A 21088-nucleotide genomic window follows, 5' to 3' on the forward strand; every position below is an offset into this window, starting at 1 on the left:
GGGCATGACCGCCGTCCTGTTCGACTTCTCCGGCACCCTCTTCCGCGTCGAGTCCACCGAGTCCTGGTTGCGCGGGGCGCTCGCCGAGCGGGAAGTGGAGCTGACCGAAGCGGAGTTGACCGAGGCCGTGGCGGCGCTGGAGCGGATGGGAGCGCTGCCGGGCGGGCCGAGCCCGGCCTGGCTGCCCCAGAGCGTCGCGAGCGTCTGGGGCGTCCGGGACAAGACCCAGGAGCTGCACCGCGCCGCCTACACCGGCCTGTCCCGGCACGTCACGCTCCCCGACGAACGACTGCACGACACGCTCTACGACCGCCATATGACGCCCGCCGCCTGGGCTCCGTACCCCGATGCCGCCGACGTCCTGAGCGCGCTGCGGGAGCGCGGGATCGGTGTCGGTGTGGTCAGCAACATCGGCTGGGATCTGCGGCCGGTCTTCCGCGAGCACGGCCTCGACCGTTATGTGGACGCCTACATCCTGTCCTTCGAGCACGGCATCCAGAAGCCGGACCCCCGGCTCTTCCGGGCCGCCTGCGCCGCACTCGACGCCGATCCGCGCGAGGTCCTGATGGTCGGCGACGACCGCAGGGCGGACGGCGGCGCCGCGGCGCTGGGCTGCGCGGTGCACTTCGTGGACCATCTGCCGGCGGCCGAACGGCCGGACGCACTGCGACCGGTACTGGAGTTGATCGAGCGCCGCCGGACCGAGGACTCCGGAATCGGCGCCTGAGAAGTCGCCCGAGGCCACCATCGGGAAGAGCGCACGCCCGCCTCAGGCGATCCCCCGCGTCGCCCGAGGCAGGCGGCAACCCGATCCGGTCGGCACGGAGCCGGACCGGCTGCGCTGAGTATAGTTGGCTGGCAGCCAGTCAACGCAGGAGTCAAGCATGTCCCCTCGAAGCGCCTCGGTCAATGAAGAACTGCGAAGGCGTTCTCGGGAACGGCTTCTGCACGCGGCCGTCGAACTCGTCGGCGAGCACGGCTACGAGGCCACGACCCTGGGGGACATCGCGGACCGGGCCGGTTCGGCGCGCGGTCTGGTCTCGTACTACTTCCCCGGAAAACGCCAGCTCGTCCAGTCCGCGGTGCACCGGCTGATGCACCGCACCCTGGAGGAGGCCCTGGAGCGGGAGCCGCACACCGAGGACGGCCGGGAGCGGATGGCGCGGGCCATCGACGCGATCCTCGGCCTCGCCCGGGACCGGCCGGTGCTGATGCGCCAGCACATGGCGGGCATCCTCCAGGCCGAGGGTTTCGTGCAGTGCCCCGAACAGCGCCGCCTCGCCGACCTCCTGCGGGACACCTGCGCCCGGCACGGCTCCAGCAGCGTCGACACCGACTACCCCATGCTGCGTGCCCTGCTCATGGGCGCGGTCTACGCGGCACTGGTCCCCGGCGTGCCGATGCCCGTACCGGTCCTGCGCACCGAGCTGTTCAAGCGCTACCGGCTCGACTGGGAGATGGGCATCCCCCCAGACACGCCCACCACGACCCCCGGGCCGGACACCACGGACCTGTCGCGCTTCTACGCCACCGGAGAGGCACCGTCGGCCTAGCCGATGCGCAGGGCGACGGCCCCGCTCAGCGGCGGGCGTGGCGCGGGGAGAGGAAGCCCTCGTCGCGGGCCTGGGAGATCAGCCGAAGCGACTTGCGGCGGCTGTGGCCGGTCGCGCACATCACCGCGAGGACGGGGTCGAACCCCTCCTCCTGGGCGGCCCGGTACTCCTGCGCGACCAGCCAGCGCCCCTCGACGCCGCGCGGCCAGGCAGGCCGCGCGCGCCGCGACGGCGCCGACTGCTCCCCCTCGCCGGCCCCGGCCTCGCCCTCCGGCTCCGCAGTCGCCCCGCACGCCTCGAACAGCGGCTCCTCGATCCAGTCGGCGAGCTCCGTCAGGTCGGGCAGGGACAGCGCCGGCTGGGCCCGTACGTCCTCGATGGACACCCGCCCCTCGCAGACCACGGCGAGCGCGTCGACCCGGGCGCCGTCGGCGAACGCGAGACGGACCTGGAACCACGAGGTCGTCCCGTCGCCCTCCCGCACTTCCCACGCGGGCCACACGGACACCTGGCCGTCCGTCGGACAACGATCAGAAAGATTAAGAAAGGATGCTTCTAGCACACACGGAACGTAACCGCATGATCACATTCCATACGAATGGACACGCAAGGCCACTCTGCGTCTGCACCCTGTCAGCGCAGCTCCGCGGATGCGATGCTGGAAGCACCAGCGCTCTCCTGAGATCCCCCGGGTGAGGAGTTCCGCCGTGCTGCATGTCGCCGTCGTCGGCTCAGGGCCGAGCGGGTGTTACACCGCGCAGAGTCTTGTCCAGCAGGACCCCGCGGTGCGCGTCGACGTCCTGGACCGCCTGCCGTGCCCGTACGGCCTGGTCCGGTACGGCGTGGCCCCGGACCACGAGAAGATCAAGTCCCTCCAGAACAACCTCCGGACCGTTCTGGAGCACGAGCGGGTGCGGTTCCTCGGCGGGGTGCAGATCGGCCCCGACGGGATTCCGGCCGCCCGGCTGCGGGAGCTGTACCACGCGGTGGTGTACTGCGTGGGCGCCGCCACCGACCGGCATCTCGGCATTCCCGGCGAGGATCTGCCGGGCAGCTGGTCGGCGACCCAGTTCGTGTCCTGGTACAGCGCCCATCCGGACGCCATGGACGACGGTTTCGTCCGCGGCGCGCGGTCGGCCGTGGTGATCGGCGTGGGCAATGTCGCGGTGGACGTGGCGCGCATGCTGGCCCGGGCCACGGCGGACCTGTCCCCGACGGACATGCCGCAGGCGGCGCTGACCGCGCTGGGCGCGAGCCGGGTGACCGAGATCGCCATGGTGGGCCGGCGCGGCCCGTCCCAGGCCCGCTTCACCACCAAGGAGCTGCGCGAACTGGGCTCCCTCCCGGACACCGACGTCACCGTGGACCCGGCTGAGGCCGCCCTCGACCCGGACTGGGCCGACCCCTCCGCCCTGCCCGCCGCCCAGCGCCGCAACGTGGAGGTGCTGCGCGGCTGGGCCGGCACCGCGGCGGCGGGCGCCACCCGCCGCATCAGCGTGCGGTTCTTCCTGCGCCCCGTCGAACTCCTCGCCGACGAGGGCCGGGTCGGCGCGGTCCGCTTCGAGCGGACGCTGCCGGACGGCCGGGGCGGGGTGACGGGGTCCGGCGAATTCGAGGTGATCCCCGCGCAGTTGGTGCTGCGCTCGGTGGGCTATCGCGGAGTTCCGCTGGAGGGACTCCCGTTCGACCCGGCGACCGGCACGGTGCCGAATCTGGCGGGCCGCGTCCTGCGCGACGGAGTGGTCACGCCGGGCGAGTACGTGGCCGGCTGGATCAAGCGGGGCCCGACCGGGGTCATCGGCACGAACCGCCCGTGCGCGAAGGAGACGGTGACGTCGCTGATCGAGGACGCCGCCCTCCTCGCAGGCAAAGAGGTCCGCGAGGATCCGCTGACGGCGCTGCGGGCGGAGGGGGTCGAGCCGGTGCGGTGGGAGGGCTGGCAGGCCATCGAGAAGGCGGAGGCGGAGCTGGGGGCCAGCCTGGGCCGGCGCGTGGTGAAACTGGCGGACTGGCAGGCGCTGCTGGCCGCCGCGAGGGGCGGCTCCTTGCGGGAATAGCGGGACACCCAGCGGAAACACGGCGGAAATCAACAAACTGTTCAAGCCGCTTACGGTCTCGCCCATGACCTCCACGCACCCTGTCGACGATGTCCCACCCGTCCGCCACCTGGCCGCCTTCGGCCTCCAGCACGTCCTCGCGATGTACGCGGGCGCCGTCGCCGTTCCGCTGATCGTCGGCGGCGCGATGCGGCTGCCCCCCGCGGACCTGGCCTACCTCATCACCGCCGACCTCCTGGTGTGCGGCATCGCCACGCTCATCCAGTGCATCGGCTTCTGGCGCTTCGGCGTACGGCTGCCGATCATGCAGGGCTGCACCTTCGCGGCCGTGTCCCCCATGGTGATCATCGGCACGACGGGCGGCGGACTGCCCGCGATCTACGGCTCGGTGATCGTCGCGGGACTCGCGATCATGCTGCTGGCACCGGTGTTCGGCAAGCTGCTGCGCTTCTTCCCGCCGCTCGTCACGGGCACGGTGATCCTCATCATCGGCGTCTCCCTGCTGCCCGTCGCGGGCAACTGGGCCGCGGGCGGCGCCGGTTCTAAGGATTTCGGGGCACCGAAGAACCTCGCGCTGGCGGCGTTCGTACTGGCGGTGGTCGTGGGCGTGCAGCGGTTCGCGCCGGTCTTCCTGAGCCGGATCGCCGTACTGGTCGGCATCGTCGTGGGCCTCGCCGTCGCCGTGCCGTTCGGGTTCACGGACTTCGGCGGGGTGTCCGACGCGGACTGGGTAGGGATCAGCACGCCGTTCCACTTCGGCGCGCCCACCTTCGAAGTGTCGGCGATCGTCGCCATGTTGGTGGTGGCGCTGGTGTGCATGACCGAGACGACCGGTGACTTCATCGCCGTCGGCGAGATGACGGAGCGCAAGGTCGATGCGCGGTCGCTGTCCGACGGACTGCGTGCCGACGGCCTGTCGACCGTGCTGGGCGGCGTCTTCAACACCTTCCCCTACACCGCGTACGCGCAGAACGTCGGGCTCGTCGGGATGACCCGGGTGCGCAGCCGCTGGGTCGTCGCCGCGGCGGGCGGCATCCTCGTCCTGCTCGGGCTGCTGCCCAAGCTGGGCGCGGTGGTGGCGGCGATACCCGCGCCGGTGCTCGGCGGTGCCGGGCTGGTGATGTTCGGGACGGTGGCCGCGAGCGGCCTCAGGACGCTCGCGCAGGTCGACTTCCGGGGCAACAACAACCTGACGGTGGTGGCGGTTTCGGTCGCCATGGGGGTGCTGCCGGTGGGCGTGCCGACGATCTACGACCGGTTCCCCGACTGGTTCCAGACGGTGATGCACAGCGGGATCAGCGCCGGGTGCCTGACGGCGATCGCGCTGAACCTGCTGTTCAACCACCTTCCTGAGAAGCCCGAGAAGCCCGAGAAGGCGGCAGCACCGGCGGTCGAGGCAGCGCCCCGGGCGGAGGAGGTCGTCTAGCGGGTCAACCGCTGCACCGCGTCCTCCAGTTGCGGCAGCGCCCGCTGGCCCGTCAGCGCCATCGCGATCGCGGCGACCACCCCGGCCCAGGCGATCGGGCCGAGCGGGGTGCAGCCGAACAGGCGGCTGACGCCCGGGGTCTGGACCACGGCCACCAGGGCGGCGGCCGAGCCGAGCGAGGTGACGCGGACCAGGGGGCTGTCGCGGCGGTCGGCGAGGGTCTGGGCGAGCTGGGTGCCGACCACCGCGCACAGGGCCATCGTCGTGGAGCGCTGGGCCGAACCCGGGGTGAACCGTCCGATCAGCCAGGCCGCCACCGCGCCGAGGGTCGTGGTCAGCGCCCGGTGCCGGATCTGTTCCATCAGCGGGGCGCCGAGCAGGGAGGTGCCCAGCGGCTTGTCGTCCCGGGTCGTCTCGTCGCTCGCGTCCTGGTGCGGGGTGACCGCGACGGCCATCGCCGGGAACAGGTCCGTGAACAGGTTCACCAGCAGCATCTGCCGGGTGGACAGCGGCGCGGAACCGGCGAGGATCGTGCCGATGATGCCGAAGCCCACCTCGCCCGCGTTGCCGCCGATGAGGATGGCGATCGCGTCGGCGACGCTGTGCCACAGGGCGCGGCCCTCGGCGATCGCCTCGATGAGGACGGTGAGGTCGTCGTCGGTGAGCACCAGGTCGGCGGCGTTGCGGGCGGCGGCCGAGCCGCGGGCGTTGATGCCGACGCCGATGTCCGCGGCGCGGATGGCGGCCGCGTCGTTGGCGCCGTCGCCGACCATGCCGACCACCCGGCCGGAGTCCCGCAGCGCCTCGACGACCTGCAGTTTCTGTTCCGGCGCGACCCGGGCCACGACGCCGACGTCATGCAGCATGCGGGCCCTCTCCGACCGGTCGGCGGCGGCGAGTTCGTCGCCGGTGACCACGGCGGTGTCCTCGGGCCAGCCCAGTTCCACGGCGATGGCGAGAGCGGTCTCGGGGTGGTCGCCGGTCAGCATCACGGGCCGTACGCCTTCGTCGCGCAGCCCGTGCACCAGCGCCTGCGAGGTCTCGCGCGGGACGTCGGCCAGGGCGAGCAGGCCGGTGAACTCCAGGTCGCGCAGGGGTTCTTCGAGGGCGGCCGGGTCGTCCGGCTGCTGCCTGCGCCGGGCGACCGCGAGGACGCGCAGGCCGTCCCGGGCCAGGGACTGGGCGGTCTCGCCGGCGTGGTCGGGCAGGTCGGAGCAGGCGGGCAGCACGGTTTCCGGGGCGCCCTTGACCACCAGCACGCGCTCGTCGTCCCCGGTGTGGCCGACGGCGGCGGCGTAGCCGCGGGCGGCCTCGAAGGGCAGGCCCTCGGTCTGCGTCCACTCCGGGTCCTCCGCGGCCGCGTCCAGGACGGCTTCGTCGGTGGCGTGGACGGGGCGGCCCGAGCCGCCGTTGAGCACCGGGCAGGCGCGCGCGGCGACCCGCAGGACCTCCACGCTGGTCTCGGCGTCGGGCTTGGCTGTGGTGCCCTCGGCGTCGGTGACGCGGAACAGGCGCAGGCGATTCTCGGTCAGGGTGCCCGTCTTGTCGAAGCACAGGGTGTCCATCCGGCCGAGGGCCTCCAGCGTGCGCGGGGCCCGCACCAGGACGCCCCGCCGGCTGAGTCGGCGTGCGGCGGCCAGTTGCGCGGCCGTGGCCACGAGCGGCAGGCCCTCGGGGACGGCGGCCACCGCCACCGCCACGCCGCCGCTGACCGCCTGCCGGATCGGGGTGCCCCGCAGCAGGGAGAGGCCGGTCACCGCGGCGCCGCCCGCCATGGTCAACGGCAGGGCCTTGGAGGTGAGTTCCTGGAGCCGGGCCTGCACGCCGGCCGACGGGGGCTTGCGGGCGGCGAGGGAGACGGCACGGGAGGCCTCGGTGCGGTCGCCGGTCTCCACGACCACGGCCCGGGCGTGTCCGGCGACGACGGTGGTGCCCTCGAAGACCATGCAGCGGCGGTCGGCGACGGGCGCGTGCGGAGTGGCGGCCGTCTGCTTGTCCACCGGCAGCGACTCGCCGGTGAGCGCGGACTCGTCGACCTCCAGCCCGTCCTCCCACAGGAGCCGGGCGTCGGCGGGGACCACGTCGTCGGCCTTGAGCTCGATGATCTGGCCGGGGATGAGCTTGGCGGCGTCGACGGTGCGCGGAGACGCCGTCTCGTCCCCGGACTCGTCCGGCGCCAGGCGGGCCTTGCGCTTCTGTTCGGCGAGCAGTCCGGCCAGCGCGCGCTCGGCCCGTAGCCGCTGGATGCCGCCGACCAGGGCGTTCAGGTCGAGGGCGCCGACGACGAGCAGGGCGTCCATGGCCGAGCCGAGGATCGCCGAGGCCGCCGAGCCGACCGCCAGCACCGGGGTGAGGGGATCGTCGAGTTCGCCGCGCACGGCTCGGGCCAGGTGCAGCGTCCAGCGGGCCGGGGCCAGCACGGGGACGCGGCCCGCGGTCTCGGCGGCCCGCTGGACGCGGGTGGCCGCCTGCTCCACGACCGACGGCTCCGCCTCGGACCGGCGGCGCAGCCGGGCCCGTACGTCGGTGGGCCGCAGGGCGTGCCAGGCCACCCGCGCGCGGGGATGCGGGGCGCGGGTCGTCGCCACGCCGAGGGCGCCCCGTGCTCCGGACAGCAGCGCGAACGCGGCGCCCAGGTCGACGGGGGCGTGCCGGACCCCGGGCACGAGGCTGCGCCGGCCGCGCCGGGACTCGCCGACGGCCACCATCAGTCCGGAGAGCGCCGCGCCGGAGCGGGCCAGCGTCTGCGAGCTGCGGCCGACCTTGCGGGCGACGGGCACGGACATGAGCAGGCGCCATACGTCGACGAGCCCACCCGGGGCCACCACGTCCGCGCCCCACACGACGGGCGCGTCCCGGTCCGCGAGCGCGACGGCCACGTCGGAACTGAGCAGTCCGTTCAGGACCTCGGTGTCCTCGCCGGATTCCGGCCGGGCGACGGTGACGACGCCGCCGTGTTCGCGCAGCGACCGGACCACGTCGGTCAGCGGCCGGTCGCGTACGACGCGGTCGGCGAGGGCGGTGAAGTCCTCCAGGGCGGGGTGGTCGACGACCACGATGCGCAGGCCGGCGTGGCGTGCTGCGTCCAGGACGGCCTCGGTCCAGGCGTCCGCGCAGACCTCCTCCTCGCCGGTGCACAGGGCGCTGGGGTGCAGGACGAGGGTGCGGGCGGTCTCCAGCCGCCGCAGCCGCTCGGGGTCGCGGACGAGGACTCCGGTGCGGGCCAGGGCGCAGCCGAGGACGGCGTTGAAGGCGGCGGGGCCGTAGCGGGCGGCCTTGGGGGAGCCCGCGAGGACGGCTTCGGCGGCCTCGGACGCGTCGTGCTTGACCAGCAGGGTCGCGAGGGCGCCGACCACGCTGCCGGTCTCGGCGTGGTTGGCGTACTCGTGGGCGGGGGTGGCGCGCAGCGGCGGGCGCGCGCAGACGTCGGCGGACACGTCGGAGCGGCCGGGCGAGCAGAGCCGGTCGTGGACCGAGTCGAAGGCGGCGGCCCGTGCCACGGTCTCCGCGAGCTGGAAGGAGCGCAGGGTCGCGTCGAGCAGCAGGGATGTCGGGGTCTGCCCGGCGCCGTGCGTGGCGGCGTTGACGGCGGCCAGGATCAGGTCGGTGCGGTCACGGCCGTAGCGGTCGCGGAGCCAGCCGCGGAAGCGGGGGTTCTCGCGCAGCAGGGTGACGCCCGCGGTGACGAAGCGGGGCGAGGGCGGCAGCCGGAGCGCGTACGCGGTGATCGCGGCGCCGGTGCCGATCGCGTCGGCCAGGAGGGCCGCGGCGGCGATGCGGATGCCGCCGGGGTCGCCCGGGTGGGTGATGTCCTCGATGGACTCGTCGCCCGGGCCGAGACCGTGCCGCTCGGCGAGGGCGGTCGCCTTCTCCACTACCCCGTCGGTGAGGGCCTCGTCGGTCGCGGCCACCACCAGGCGGGCCAGTCCGCCGTCCCAGTAGGCGTACGCCACCTCGGGATGCTCCGCGAGGGCCGCGGCCACGCGCCGCGCGGCATGCGCCGTCCCGCCCTCCCGCCGTACCCGGTCCGACGCTCCCCGCAGTGCCAGGTGCACGCGTTTGCCCGAGCGCCAGTGGCCGTCGCCGCCGGGCAGCGCGTTCCGGGCGACCCGGGTCACCCTGACGACGGCGTCGACGCTCCTCACCCCGGCTCGGGCCGTCCCGGCCGCCGCGCCGGCGGCGACGCTCACGGCGGGCACGGCGCCGCGCGCCAGCAGCCGGGGTCCGGCCATGACGAGACCGGCCGCGGCGGCCGAGGTCTGTGTCAGCAAGCCCATGGCAACCCTCAGTTCTCGGTGCGACTGCCCCAGCGGGCGGTGGACGACGTGTCGGTGGGGGTCTTCTCGGCCGGCGCCTGCTTCGTGGTGGCCTCGTCGGGGGCCGCCTCGGCGGTGACGGTCCTGCCCATCGTCGCCGGGACCCTCTGTTTCCGCAGTTCCAGGGGTCGCGGCCGGGTCACCCGGGCCGCCGTCGACGATGTCTCGTGGGCCATGGCTCTTCTCGCCTCCCGAGCCGGAACCATCGCAGAGCTCCGCGGATCCTTCCTGATCCGGCGGGTTCCCCGGGATTCGGATTCCGAAAAGGAGGCGGCCGGGGTCACTGCGCCGTGCGGGACGCACAGAGAGCTCTTGCCTCTCACCAGGACTGACAGATTTGTTGTGCGCGAACCGTTGACCAGAAAGCGCTTGCACTCTACATTCCGTTCAGCAGTGTGACCGAGCCGCGCCCCAACTCCCCCGAACGGTCACCCTGCACGCGCGGACCATTCCGCATGGTGAACGAAAACCGCATATACGAACGACGCAGATCTGAACCCCCACTCAGAAGAAGGCATCGGGACATGACTTCACGGCACACCAGGCGTCGCGCCCTGATCGGCGGGCTCGCCTCACTCGGCGTCACGGTTGGCATGATCACGACAGGAACGGCTCCGGCGGCGCACGCCGCCACCTGGCCCACCCCCAACGGCAGCCAGGCGGTCAGCGCCACCATCGCCGTCTCCGGCACGGTGGACGGCGGGATGAAGAAGTACTACGGCAGCGGCAACCTGGCCGGCGACGGCCAGGAGGAGGGCCAGGACCCGATCTTCCGGCTCGCGGCCGGCGCCACGCTGAAGAACGTCATCATCGGCGCGCCCGGCGCCGACGGCATCCACTGCGAAGGCAACTGCACGCTGCAGAACGTCTGGTGGGAGGACGTCGGCGAGGACGCGGCCACCTTCCGGGGCGGCTCCACGTACACGGTGACCGGGGGCGGCGCCAAGAAGGCCGCCGACAAGGTCTTCCAGCACAACGGTCCCGGCACGGTGAACATCTCCAACTTCGCCGTGAGCGAGTTCAAGACGCTCTACCGCTCGTGCGGCGACTGCTCCACGTCGTACACGCGCAAGGTCAACCTCAGCAACATCGAGGTGACCGGCACGGGGACCACGGCCCGCCTCGTCGGCATCAACGTCAACCGGGGCGACGTGGCCACCCTGCGCGGCATCACGATCCTCAACGACGCGAGCCGCCGGGTGATCCCCTGCCAGAAGTACAACAACAACACGGCGGTCGGCACGGGCCCGGACAGTACGAACTGTCTGTACTCCAGCTCGGACATCACGTACCGCTAGGGCCCTCGCGGGAGGCGGCCGCACGAGCCTTCGTGCGGCCGCTGTGCTGTTGCGGAGGCGCATGTGTCGCATGTTGGTTCCTGCCCGGCACGCGCGCGTAGCGGTTCGGTTGCCTCGGGCGGGTGGCCGGGGCGGGCGGCGCGGCCGGGAGATCGGCGGACAGGGGTTCATGCGGCGTAGGCGGTTGGCGCCGCCGCCGTGGCATTCGCGCGTCGCGCGGCACTCCGTGCGGGAGCGAGCCGTCTTCCGCCCGGCGCGGTCCTCCTGGTGAGGGCACCGGTTCGGGCGACCGAGGGGAGCGGCCAGGCGCTTTGTGACGCCACCGTGGCATCCCGCGTCGCGCGACACTCTGCGCCGGGCCGATCCGTCGCTTCCGCCCGGCACGGTCACCTGGCACGGGCGGCCCCGGAGGCCAGCGGCCCTCTGGCCGGACCGCGGAAAACATAACGAGGCGCCGGGCGCCGTGGGCATCCCATATCGCGGCCCTCGGCACGGGGCCCATCCGTCGCTTCACCCGGCGAAGTCTCCCCGCGCGGGCACCCGTACGGACGGCCCCGTGAGGCGGCCAAGCGCCAGGCGCCGCCACCGCGGCATCCCATATCGCGCCGCCCTCAGCGGGGGCCCATCCGTCGCTTCACCCCGGCGAAGTCCCTACGCGCGGCACCGGTGCGGGCGGCCCCGTGAGGGCGGCCAAGCGCCGGGCACCGCCACCGCAGGCATCACATGTCGCGCGGCCCTCAGCGCGGGGCCCATCCGTCGCTTCCGCCCGGTGAAGTCTCCAGACGGGGGCACCGGTGCGGGCGGCCCCGTGGGGCGGCCAGGCGCCTTGGCGTCGCCACCTCGGCATCACATGTCGCGCGGCCCTCGGCGGCGGGCCGATCCGTCGCTTCCGCCCGGCACGGCCACCTGGCGTGGGCACCGGCAGGCCGGGAGGCCAGGTGCTCATGGTCACCCTGGGCTGGTGCTCCGTGCAGGCCGGGGGCGTGCGCGGATCGGCAGGGGCTTCGGACGGTCGACCCGTCGTTCCCGCGGCGCGCCTCGCTGCGGTGCGGTTCGTCAGTCCCGGGCGGCACGCGCGCGTAGTTGTCCGGTCAGCTCTTCCTGGTACGCGGCGTAGGCGGCGCGCAGTGCGGGGCCCGGCCAGTCGGGGGGCAGGAGTTCGGGCGGGAGGACCGGGTCGGTCAGCAGGTGGCGCACGGCGGCGGCGAAGGCCGTGAAGCGGGTGGCGGGGCGGGTGGCCCCGGCGATGTGCGCAAGGAGGGCCTGGGCTGTCTCGGACCAGGTGTCCAGGGGCCAGAGGGTCTCTGCCGACTCGCGCGCGGGGGCGGTCGGGCGGGCGGTCCAGAGCTGGGTCACCGGGGCGAGGTCGGCCGGCAGGGGGCGGGTCAGGTTGGCGGGGCGCAGCCAGACGCCCTTACGGAGTTCGGCCAGGCGCAGGGCGGTCAGCCGGGCGCGGAGTTCGGCGCGTTCGGCGGGGCCGCGGCCGGTGGCGGTGATGACGACCATCTCCCAGTCGCCGTCCCACGCGCGCGTGCGGGGACGTACGGCCTCGTCCTGGCGGCGCTGACGCTCCAGCAGCCGGTCGCTGAGCCGGTAGACGGTGTCCTCGCGATGCAGATCCCCGGCGGCCACCATCCTGCTGAGCGCGGCCCGCACCGTGGATCCGCCGACCCCGAAGGGTTCCACACCGCGCACGAGGTCCTTCACGGGCAGCTCCGGCGGATGGCTGCCGAGCAGCAGGCTCAGCACGACCGAGCGCGCGGACAGCGGACGCAGGGCGAGCGCTCCCGCCTCCGCCGCCTCGTCCGTCCCGCCCGTCCCCATGAGCACGTACTGTACGGCGCCGATCTTCATGTTGCACTATTGCTGCGACTGTCGCAAAAGTGCAACACTCCTCGTATGGTCCTGACACCCGAGCACGCGCCGTACGCCACGCACGACGTCACCAACCAGCCCCCGCCCCTGGCCCCTTACGACGCCTCCGAGGACGCGGCCCTGTTCGAGGGGCTGCGGCGCGAGGGCGCCGGGTGGGCCGAGCAGGACATCCGGCGGCTGGGCCGCGAGGCCGGCGGTGTCGCCGCCCAGGAGTGGAGCGAGCAGGCCAACCGCCGGGAGCCGGAGCTGCGCACGCACGACCGGTACGGCCACCGCGTCGACGAGGTCGAGTTCCATCCGAGCTGGCACCACCTGATGCGGGTCGCGGTGGCCGAAGGACTGGCCGCGGCCCCGTGGGCGGACGAGCGGGCGGGCGCCCATGTCGCCCGCAGCGCCGGCACTCTGGTGTGGGGGCACACCGACGCCGGACACGGCTGCCCGACGTCGATGACCTACGCCGCCGTCCCCGCGCTGCGCGCCCAGCCGGAGCTGGCCAAGGTCTACGAACCCCTGCTGACCAGCAGGGAGTACGACCCGGGACTGCGGGTGCCGACGGAGAAGCGGGGCCTGCTCGCGGGCATGGGGATGACCGAGAAGCAGGGCGGCTCGGACGTCCGGACCAACACCACCACGGCCACGCCCACCGCCGAACCCGGGGTGTACACCCTGCGCGGCCACAAGTGGTTCACCTCGGCGCCCATGTGCGACCTCTTCCTGGTGCTGGCACAGGCGCCGGGCGGTCTGTCCTGCTTCCTCGTGCCGCGCGTCCTGCCCGACGGCACCCGCAACACCTTCCGCGTCCAGCGCCTCAAGGAGAAGCTGGGCAACCGCTCCAACGCCTCCTGCGAGCCGGAGTTCGACGGGACCGTCGCCTGGCTGGTGGGACCCGAGGGCCGGGGCGTGAAGACCATCATCGAGATGGTCAACTGCACGCGTCTGGACTGCGTGACGATGTCCGCGGCGCTGATGCGCAAGACGCTGGTGGAGGCCGGGCATCACGCGCGGCACCGCAGCGCGTTCGGCGCACGGCTGCTGGATCAGCCGCTGATGCGCAACGTTCTGGCCGACCTCGCCCTGGAGTCCGAGGCCGCGACCGCGCTCACCCTGCGGCTGGCGGGAGCGGCCGACCGGGCGGTGCGCGGGGACGCGGGCGAGGCGGCGTTCCGGCGGATCGCCACCGCCGTCGGCAAGTACTGGGTCACCAAGCGCGGCCCGGCCTTCACCGCGGAGGCCCTGGAGTGCCTCGGCGGCAACGGCTACGTCGAGGACTCCGGCATGCCCCGCCACTACCGCGAGGCTCCCCTGCTGTCGATCTGGGAGGGCTCGGGCAATGTCAACGCCCTCGACGTGCTGCGGGCGCTCGGCAGGGAACAGGGCGCGGCCGAGGCGCTGTTCGGCGAACTCGCCCTGGCGCAGGGGGCGGACGCCCGCCTCGACGCGGCCGTGATCCGGCTGAAGGGCATGCTGTCCGAGGCCTCCCAGACCGGTGCCCGGCGTCTGGTGGAGCTGATGGCGATGGCACTCCAGGCGTCCCTGCTGGTCCGGCACGCCCCGGCCGAGGTGGCCGACGCGTTCTGCGCGACCCGCCTGGGCGGCGACTGGGGGCACGCCTTCGGCACCCTGCCCGGCAGCGCGGACCTGGACACCGTCCTGGAGCGGGCCCTGCCCGCCGCGCACTGACCGGATCGCACACGGTCACGTCTCGATTCCACCCCGTTGTCAGTGCCGTGGTGCAGACTCCGGAGCAGAAGGCACTTGCCTGGGGAGGACGACGTGTTCACGGGGATCGACGAGGTCGACTGGGCCTCGATGCGCCATGCGTACGGCAGCGCCGAGGACGTGCCCGCACTGCTGAGGGGCCTGGCCTCGGCGGACCCCGCCGAGCGTGAGACCGCGCTCGACGGTCTGTACGGCGCCGTGCACCACCAGGGAGACGTGTACGACTCGACGCTCGCCTGCGTTCCGTTCCTGTTCGCGCTGGCGGCGCGCCCGGACCTGCCGGACCGGGGCGCCGTCGTGGAGCTGCTGGTCAGCATCGGCGGGGAAGGCGAAGGGCCGTCCGCCGTACGGGCCGGCGCCGAGGTCTTCGCCCGGCTCACCGGGGACCCGGACCCCGGGGTGCGCGGAACGGCTCCGGGCGCGCTCGTGCGGTTCCTGGACCAACCGGCCCGGGTGCTGGACCTGTTACGGGAGCGGCTCACCGTGGAGCGGGACGACCGAGTCCTGCTCGCCCTCGTCGAGAGCCTGGGACTGTACGCCCGGCGGAACCCCGCGCACGCCGACGCCGCGGTGGACCTCCTGGCGGCCCAGGCCGCGCTGCCGCACGGGCCGGAGCTGCGACTGGCCGCGCTCGGCCAGCTCGCCGGATGCGCGCCCGACCGCATACCCGCCGACCTGGTTCCCACCGCCGTCCGGCTGCTGCAGGAGCGGTCCGAACGGCGGTCCCGCCAGGCGGCACTGTGCGCCCGCCCGCACACCGACACCCTCGTCGGACGGCTGCGCCGGCTGCGGCCGTCCGACGAGGAGGGCTCCCAGCTGCTGCGCACTTTGCACAACGCGCTCGACGGCCGGACCGGCGACCGGATCGCCCTGCTGGTCGGGCAGTTGAGCAGCCCGGAGTGGGCGGACCGGTGCAACGCGGTGTGGATGTCGGGCGGGCTGTTCCGCACCTGGCGTGCCGACTTCAGCGAGCCGGTCGCGCTGATCGGGGCGCAACTGGACGCGTCGGAGGACCGGTTGCGGGACGCTGCGGTGGCCGCGCTGAAGCAGCTCTTCGAGCTCGCCGCTCCCGCGGCGGACGGTCTGCACAGACTGGTGACGGCCCGTCCCGATCTATGGGTCCGGCACTGGGAGCACGGCGCGCCCGCCTTGGGTGATCCGCTGCGGGCACTGGTGCGGTGCGGGGATCCGCGGGCCGTGCCGGTGCTGGGCGATGTGCTGGCGGGGGCTGTGGTGCCGGACGACCTGGGTCATGAGATCTCCTGGCTGGGCGCCGCCGCGGCACCGCTCGCACCGGCGCTGCGGCGCCGCCTGGGCTCGCTCGCCCTCGACGATCCAGGGACACCGGGGCGGGCGGCGCCGCTGCTGCGGGCGCTCAGCGGGCTCGGGGACGCGGAGTCGGTGCCTGAGACGCTGCGGCTGCTGGAGGCCGGCGGGGCCGTCGAGTACGCGGTCCCGGCGCTCGGCGCGTGGGGCTCCGCCGCGCGGGAGGCCGTACCGGCGCTGTCGCGGCTGCTGGACACGGAGTTCGCCGTCCCGGCGGCGGCTGCCCTGTGGTCGATCGACGGGGATGCTTCCGCTGTACTCCCCGTGCTGCTGGGTGAGTTGAGACACCGGGACTCCCGTCGGTGGGGGACGGCGGCCGAGGTGTTGGGGCGGATGGGACAGGCGGCCCGTGCCGCGTTGCCGGAGCTGCGCCGGGCGGCCGACTCTCCGGGGCCGGCGGAACGACGGGCGACGGCGGCGTGCGCCCTGTGGCGGATCGGCGGCGAGGTTGAGACGGTCAACCCTGTGCTGCGCTCCGCCTGGACGGAGAAGCCGCACCTGCGCCGCCGGATCGCCGTGTGTCTGCGCGCCATGGGCCCGGCAGGCGCCCCGCTCGGCGACCTCGTGGCCACGGAACTCGCCGCGCTCCGCCGCCACACGGCCCACTCCGAGGGGTACGGCAGCCACGACATCCCGCACGACGAGGACCTACTGCGCCTGTGCCGGGAGGTGCTGCCGGCTCCCTGGACGCAACAACAGGCGGCAACGGGGTGAGTTGTCTGCCAGGAGGTGCCCCCCCTGCTGGGCCCCTGGCCCTGAGCCCCGCCCCACCGCTCACCCCGTCGTGCGCCCCCACAGCGGCCCGAAGCGCGTCCACTCGGTCTCCCACTGGTCGATCCGCTGCCGCTTCAGGCGTCCGCGCAGCATCCGGCCGCCCGCGAACGGCACGACCGCCGCGCCCGCTCCCACCAGGCCCCCGGCGAGGGCGGCGCGCGAGCGGGCCTGGGCGGCGGTGGCGGGCTCGGTGACCAGACGGCCGGTGCGGTCCGTCCAGACGGTGACCGCGGTCCCGGCCTCGCTGCCCGGGCGGACCCGGACCTGGCCGGTGCGGTGGGAGCCGTCCGGGGCCGTCCAGGACACCTGCGCCCACATCCGCTCGCCGTTGAAGACACCGGGCGCGTGAGCGGTCAGCCGCGCCCGCACCGGGCGCCACTCGGCGCGCTCACGGGCCAGGCCGTGCTCGATGGAACCGGCCGTGGCCAGGCCGACGGCCACGCCCACGAGGACGGTGAGCGCCCCGGCCCCCAGCAGCACCCAGGACTCCACCGCGTCGGCACGGCGCTTGAGCGGATTGCGCCGCCAGCGCCACCACCACACCCTCGGACCTCGCAGCGGACCTCGCAGCGCCATCGCGGGCTTCCTCCTCATGCGCACACCGACCTGCCGGGCCGCCCTCCCATACGACGGACGGCGCCCCGACGCTCACGCCATCTGCCGGTCCCCCGACCGTCGCACACGCCGCTCACCCCTCGCTCGGGTCTTGGGGAAACCGCCCCTCCCGTCCGGGCTGCTGGCTATCATCGCCGCGCTGACCTGCGACGAAGCCGTTTCCAGAGGTGACTGTCAGTGCCGGGGTGCAGACTGGCCGGTGTCTGAGACAAAGACGTCGCGGAGGTGATCGGCATGACCGAGGTACTGCTGGCGGTTGGCACGCGCAAGGGCCTGTTCATCGGCCGGAAGCGGGGTGGCGCCTGGGAGTTCGACGAGAGCCCTTATTTCAACGCACAGGCCGTGTATTCGGTCGCCATCGACACCCGCGGTGAGACTCCGCGGCTGCTGGCCGGCGGGGACAGCGCGCACTGGGGGCCGTCGGTGTTCCACTCCGACGACCTGGGCCGCACCTGGACCGAACCGGCCCAGCCGGCCGTCAAGTTCCCCAAGGACACCGGGGCTTCACTGGAGCGGGTGTGGCAGCTGCACCCGGCGGCGGCCGAACCGGACGTGGTCTACGCGGGCACGGAACCGGCCGCGCTGTACCGCTCGGAGGACCGCGGGGAGAGCTTCGAGCTGGTCCGCCCGCTGTGGGAGCACCCCACCCGCTCCCAGTGGGTGCCGGGCGGCGGCGGAGAGGGCCTGCACACGGTGCTGACCGACACCCGGGACCCGCGGTCGGTCACCGTGGCCGTGTCGACCGCGGGCGTCTTCCGTACCTCGGACGGCGGCGCGAGCTGGACGCCCTCCAACTCCGGTGTCTCCGCGGTGTTCCTGCCCGACCCCAACCCGGAGTTCGGCCAGTGCGTGCACAAGGTGACGCGGGACGCGGTGACTTTGGACCGGCTGTATCTGCAGAACCACTGGGGGGTGTACCGCAGCGACGACGCGGGCGCGACCTGGACCGACATCGGCGAGGGGCTGCCGTCGACGTTCGGTTTCGCCGCGGCCGCCCATCCGCACCGCGGCGACACGGCATACGTCTTCCCGATCACCGCCGACGCCGACCGGGTGCCCGCGGACCGCAGATGCCGGGTCTTCCGCACGGCGGACGCGGGCAAGACGTGGGAGGCGCTGTCGGCGGGGCTGCCGCAGGAGGACCACTTCGGCACGGTGCTGCGGGACGCCCTGTGCACCGACGACGCGGACCCGGCGGGCGTGTACTTCGGCAACCGCAACGGCGAGGTGTTCGCCTCCGCCGACGACGGCGACAGCTGGCGGCAGTTGGCCTCGCATCTGCCGGACGTGCTGTGCGTGCGCGCGGCGGTGGTCGGATGAGCCGCACCGGGTCACGGCCGGGCCCCGGCCACCGGTTGATCGCCGCTGTGGGTACGGCAGTAGGGTGACGCCCGTGGCACCACGACCCTTGCATGAGATCGTCGAACCGGGCTGGGCGAAGGCCCTGGAACCCGTCGCCGGACGGATCGCCGAGATGGGCGACTTCCTGCGCGCGGAGATCGCCGCGGGACGCACCTATCTGCCCGCCGGACCGAATGTGCTGCGGGCCTTCCAGCAGCCCTTCGACGACGTGCGCGTCCTGATCGTCGGACAGGACCCGTATCCGACACCGGGACACGCGGTGGGGCTGTCCTTCTCGGTCGCGCCCGAGGTGCGTCCGCTGCCCGGCAGCCTCATCAACATCTACCGGGAGCTGACCACCGACCTCGGGCTGCCGCAGCCGTCCAGTGGTGATCTGACACCGTGGACGGAGCAGGGCGTGCTACTGCTCAACAGGGCACTGACCACGGCTCCGCGCAAGCCCGCCGGGCACCGCGGCAAGGGGTGGGAGGAGGTCACCGAGCAGGCGATACGGGCGTTGGCCGCGCGCGGCAAGCCGCTGGTGTCCATCCTGTGGGGCCGGGACGCCCGCAATCTGCGCCCTCTGCTGGGCAGTCTGCCGTCGGTGGAGTCCGCCCATCCCTCCCCCATGTCGGCCGACCGCGGCTTCTTCGGCTCGCGGCCGTTCAGCCGGGCCAACGACCTGCTGATCGGACAGGGGGGTCAGCCGGTGGACTGGCGCCTGCCGTGACCGGGGCCCGCGGACTCCTCGCCGTCGACTCGGGGGGATCCGGGCTGCGGGTCGTCGTCGGCACCGTCGAACGGGGCGTGCTGGCCCAGCGGGAGTCCCGCGAGCCGGTGCGCACCGGTTCACGCGGGATCGACGCCGGGCACTTCATGGAGCAACTGGTGCCCCTGGTGCGGGAGTCGGCCGCCGAGGCCCGGCTCGCCCAGGTGCACACCGCCGCGATCGGGGCCGCGGGATTCGCCTCGCTCGGGGACGGTCTGCGCGCGGAGCTCCCGGCCGCGCTGCGGCGGGCGTTCGGCATCCGCAGGGTCGCGCTGGTCGCCGACGCCGTCAGCGCCTACGCCGGGGCCCTCGGGTCCCGGCCCGGTGTCGTCCTCGCGGCCGGTACCGGTCTGATCGCCATCGGCACCGACCTGAAGCGCTGGCGCCGGGCGGACGGCTGGGGCCATCTGCTGGGCGACTGCGGCGGCGGGGCATGGATCGGGCGGGCGGGACTCGAGGCGGCCCTGCGGGCGTACGACGGGCGGCCCGGCGGATCGAACGGCCTGCTGGCCCGCGCCGAGAAGCTGTTCGGACCGATGCCCGGACTGCCCGGGCAGTTGTACCCGCGGCCCGACCGTCCCGCCGTTCTCGCCTCCTTCGCGCCCGAGGTGGCCGGCTGCGCCGGGGGCGACCCGGTCGCCGCGGGCATCCTGCGGGAGGCGGCCCGGCACGTGGCCGAGTCGGCGGCCGCCGTCTGCCCGGCCGAGGGGGAGCCGCGAGTCGCGCTCACCGGCGGGCTGTTCAGGATGGGGGACCCCCTCCTCGTACCCCTGGAGGCGGAGTTGTCGCGCCGTCTGCCGCACGCTCGGCGGGTGGCGGCCGACGGGGATCCGTTGCTCGGGGCTGTCCGGATCGCGACGGAGTTGGCGTCGGATGCGCTCACTCTGCCGGGTGACGAATCGATGCTTTGCGTGGTCAGGGACGGGGAGGACTGATCGCCTGCGCCCGCCCGGTGCCGCAACGCGCGTAACTCATCAGACAAAACCGGACGGATACCGCTCACCTGCACCCTCCCCGAACAGGGGAGCCCAGGAAGCCAGTAACATGCGGCGCCATGAGCTCCCCCACTGGGCCCGCCGGCCTGCCAGTACGAATGCCGCGCCCCCGACAGCCGGGCCGGCACCGCCGACCCGAGCCTCTGGCTGCTCCCGAGGGCGCGCCCGCGCTCGTCCTCGCGGTCCCTGGCACGCCGGGCGCCCCCACGCGCAGCCTCGCCGAGGAGGTCGTGAGCATCGCCCGCTCGGAGCTGCCCGGCCTGGATGCCCGGATCGGGTACCTCGACGGGGACGACGCGGAGTTCCCCACCCTGCAGAGCGTGCTCGCGCACACCGCCCACGAGCGCACCGCCCGTTACGAGCAGGCGATCGCCGCGGGTGTGGAGGCCAAGGCCCCCGAGGGTCCGGTCGCGGTCGTGGTTCCGCTGCTGGCCGGTCCGGACAACTCGCTGCTGCGCCAGGTCCGCCAGGCCGTGATGGACAGCCGGGTGGCCGCCGATCTGACCGACGCGCTCGGTCCGCACCCGCTGCTCGCCGAGGCGCTGCACGTGCGGCTGTCGGAGGCCGGGCTGGCCCGCGCCGACCGCGCCCGGCTGTTCACCGTGGCGACCGCCGCGGACGGCATCATCCTGGCGTCCGTGGGCGGCGACGAGGCCGTGCAGGCGGCCGGGATCACCGGCATGCTGCTCGCCGCGCGCCTCGCCGTGCCGGTGATGGCGGCAGCCCTGGACCAGGAGGGCTCGATCGCCTCCGTCGCCGAGCAGCTGCGCGGCTCCGGCTCGCAGCAGCTGGCGCTCGCCCCGTACCTGATAGGGCCGGAGATCGACCCGGCGCTGATCGAGGACGCCGCGCAGGAGGCGGGCTGCTCCGCCGCCGAGCCGCTCGGCGCCTACCCGGCCATCGGCAAGCTGGCCCTGGCCAAGTACACGACGGCGCTGGGCATCGCCCCCCAGCAGCCGCAGGGCGCGCCGGTCCGCTGAGACCCGGCCGACGCCCGACGCACGACGGAAAGGGCCCGCTCCAC

At 73.9% G+C, this 21088-nt stretch carries 16 protein-coding genes; 11 read left to right on the forward strand and 5 right to left on the reverse strand.

The window, feature by feature from the left end:
- Nucleotides 1-4: 4 nt before the first annotated feature.
- Together ACWD11_RS20365 and ACWD11_RS20370 are read left to right on the forward strand one after the other, a co-directional pair.
- Nucleotides 5-727 (forward strand): HAD family hydrolase, encoded by a 723-nt coding sequence (locus tag ACWD11_RS20365; RefSeq protein WP_451284544.1) that lies wholly within the window; start codon nucleotides 5-7, stop codon nucleotides 725-727.
- 157 nt (nucleotides 728-884) lie between these two features.
- Entirely contained in the window at nucleotides 885-1553 is a 669-nt protein-coding gene (locus tag ACWD11_RS20370; protein ID WP_389417750.1) for a TetR/AcrR family transcriptional regulator, read from the forward strand.
- A 25-nt stretch (nucleotides 1554-1578) separates the two neighbouring features.
- Here the strand turns inward: ACWD11_RS20370 and ACWD11_RS20375 are convergent, their stop codons facing one another.
- The gene (locus tag ACWD11_RS20375; RefSeq protein WP_389417749.1) at nucleotides 1579-2061 is read right to left on the reverse strand and encodes a DUF6214 family protein; all 483 of its coding nucleotides are present in this window, start codon (nucleotides 2059-2061) and stop codon (nucleotides 1579-1581) included.
- A gap of 199 nt (nucleotides 2062-2260) precedes the next feature.
- On the opposite strand from ACWD11_RS20375, the gene ACWD11_RS20380 reads away from it, so the two are divergent.
- Nucleotides 2261-3610, forward strand: a complete 1350-nt coding sequence (locus tag ACWD11_RS20380; protein ID WP_451284547.1) for an FAD-dependent oxidoreductase — start codon at nucleotides 2261-2263, stop codon at nucleotides 3608-3610.
- Between the two features lie 64 nt (nucleotides 3611-3674).
- Entirely contained in the window at nucleotides 3675-5036 is a 1362-nt protein-coding gene (locus ACWD11_RS20385) for a nucleobase:cation symporter-2 family protein (protein WP_451284549.1), read from the forward strand.
- Here ACWD11_RS20385 and ACWD11_RS20390 read toward each other — a convergent pair.
- Nucleotides 5033-9313: a cation-translocating P-type ATPase gene (locus ACWD11_RS20390; protein ID WP_451284551.1), complete on the reverse strand. Its 4281-nt coding sequence runs from the start codon at nucleotides 9311-9313 to the stop codon at nucleotides 5033-5035. The genes ACWD11_RS20385 and ACWD11_RS20390 overlap by 4 nt on opposite strands.
- 8 nt (nucleotides 9314-9321) lie before the next feature.
- Complete coding sequence (locus ACWD11_RS20395) at nucleotides 9322-9528, reverse strand: hypothetical protein (protein ID WP_451284553.1); 207 nt, start codon at nucleotides 9526-9528, stop codon at nucleotides 9322-9324.
- 348 nt (nucleotides 9529-9876) lie between these two features.
- Between ACWD11_RS20395 and ACWD11_RS20400 the strand changes: the two genes are divergently transcribed.
- Nucleotides 9877-10650, forward strand: coding sequence for a pectate lyase (locus ACWD11_RS20400; RefSeq protein ID WP_451284554.1), 774 nt, complete (start codon nucleotides 9877-9879; stop codon nucleotides 10648-10650).
- A gap of 1056 nt (nucleotides 10651-11706) precedes the next feature.
- On the opposite strand, the gene ACWD11_RS20405 is transcribed toward ACWD11_RS20400, so the two are convergent.
- A complete protein-coding gene (locus tag ACWD11_RS20405) occupies nucleotides 11707-12474 on the reverse strand; it encodes a PaaX family transcriptional regulator C-terminal domain-containing protein (RefSeq protein WP_451284556.1) in 768 nt (255 codons plus the stop codon).
- A gap of 75 nt (nucleotides 12475-12549) precedes the next feature.
- Here ACWD11_RS20405 and ACWD11_RS20410 point away from each other — a divergent pair, with 75 nt between their 5' ends.
- Nucleotides 12550-14205 carry an acyl-CoA dehydrogenase family protein gene (locus ACWD11_RS20410; RefSeq protein ID WP_451284558.1) on the forward strand — a complete coding sequence of 552 codons (1656 nt, stop codon included), beginning with the start codon at nucleotides 12550-12552 and terminating at the stop codon, nucleotides 14203-14205.
- Between the two features lie 93 nt (nucleotides 14206-14298).
- On the forward strand, nucleotides 14299-16284 hold the full coding sequence (locus tag ACWD11_RS20415) for a HEAT repeat domain-containing protein (protein ID WP_451284560.1): 1986 nt from the start codon (nucleotides 14299-14301) through the stop codon (nucleotides 16282-16284).
- 60 nt (nucleotides 16285-16344) lie between these two features.
- Here ACWD11_RS20415 and ACWD11_RS20420 read toward each other — a convergent pair whose 3' ends face one another.
- Entirely contained in the window at nucleotides 16345-16938 is a 594-nt protein-coding gene (locus tag ACWD11_RS20420; RefSeq protein ID WP_451284562.1) for an Rv1733c family protein, read from the reverse strand.
- A 255-nt stretch (nucleotides 16939-17193) separates the two neighbouring features.
- Between ACWD11_RS20420 and ACWD11_RS20425 the strand changes: the two genes are divergently transcribed.
- The 4 genes from ACWD11_RS20425 (at nucleotide 17194) to ACWD11_RS20440 (ending at nucleotide 21044) form a co-directional block, all read left to right on the forward strand.
- Nucleotides 17194-18279: a WD40/YVTN/BNR-like repeat-containing protein gene (locus ACWD11_RS20425; RefSeq protein WP_389417739.1), complete on the forward strand. Its 1086-nt coding sequence runs from the start codon at nucleotides 17194-17196 to the stop codon at nucleotides 18277-18279.
- 73 nt (nucleotides 18280-18352) lie between these two features.
- A complete protein-coding gene (locus ACWD11_RS20430; RefSeq protein ID WP_451284564.1) occupies nucleotides 18353-19030 on the forward strand; it encodes a uracil-DNA glycosylase in 678 nt (225 codons plus the stop codon).
- Nucleotides 19027-20004 (forward strand): N-acetylglucosamine kinase, encoded by a 978-nt coding sequence (locus ACWD11_RS20435; protein WP_451284566.1) that lies wholly within the window; start codon nucleotides 19027-19029, stop codon nucleotides 20002-20004. The genes ACWD11_RS20430 and ACWD11_RS20435 overlap by 4 nt, the downstream gene beginning before the upstream one ends.
- 119 nt (nucleotides 20005-20123) lie before the next feature.
- Nucleotides 20124-21044, forward strand: coding sequence for a sirohydrochlorin chelatase (locus ACWD11_RS20440; RefSeq protein ID WP_389417736.1), 921 nt, complete (start codon nucleotides 20124-20126; stop codon nucleotides 21042-21044).
- The last annotated feature ends 44 nt before the right edge of the window (nucleotides 21045-21088 follow it).

It is taken from the genome of Streptomyces sp. NPDC002776, assembly GCF_053592195.1.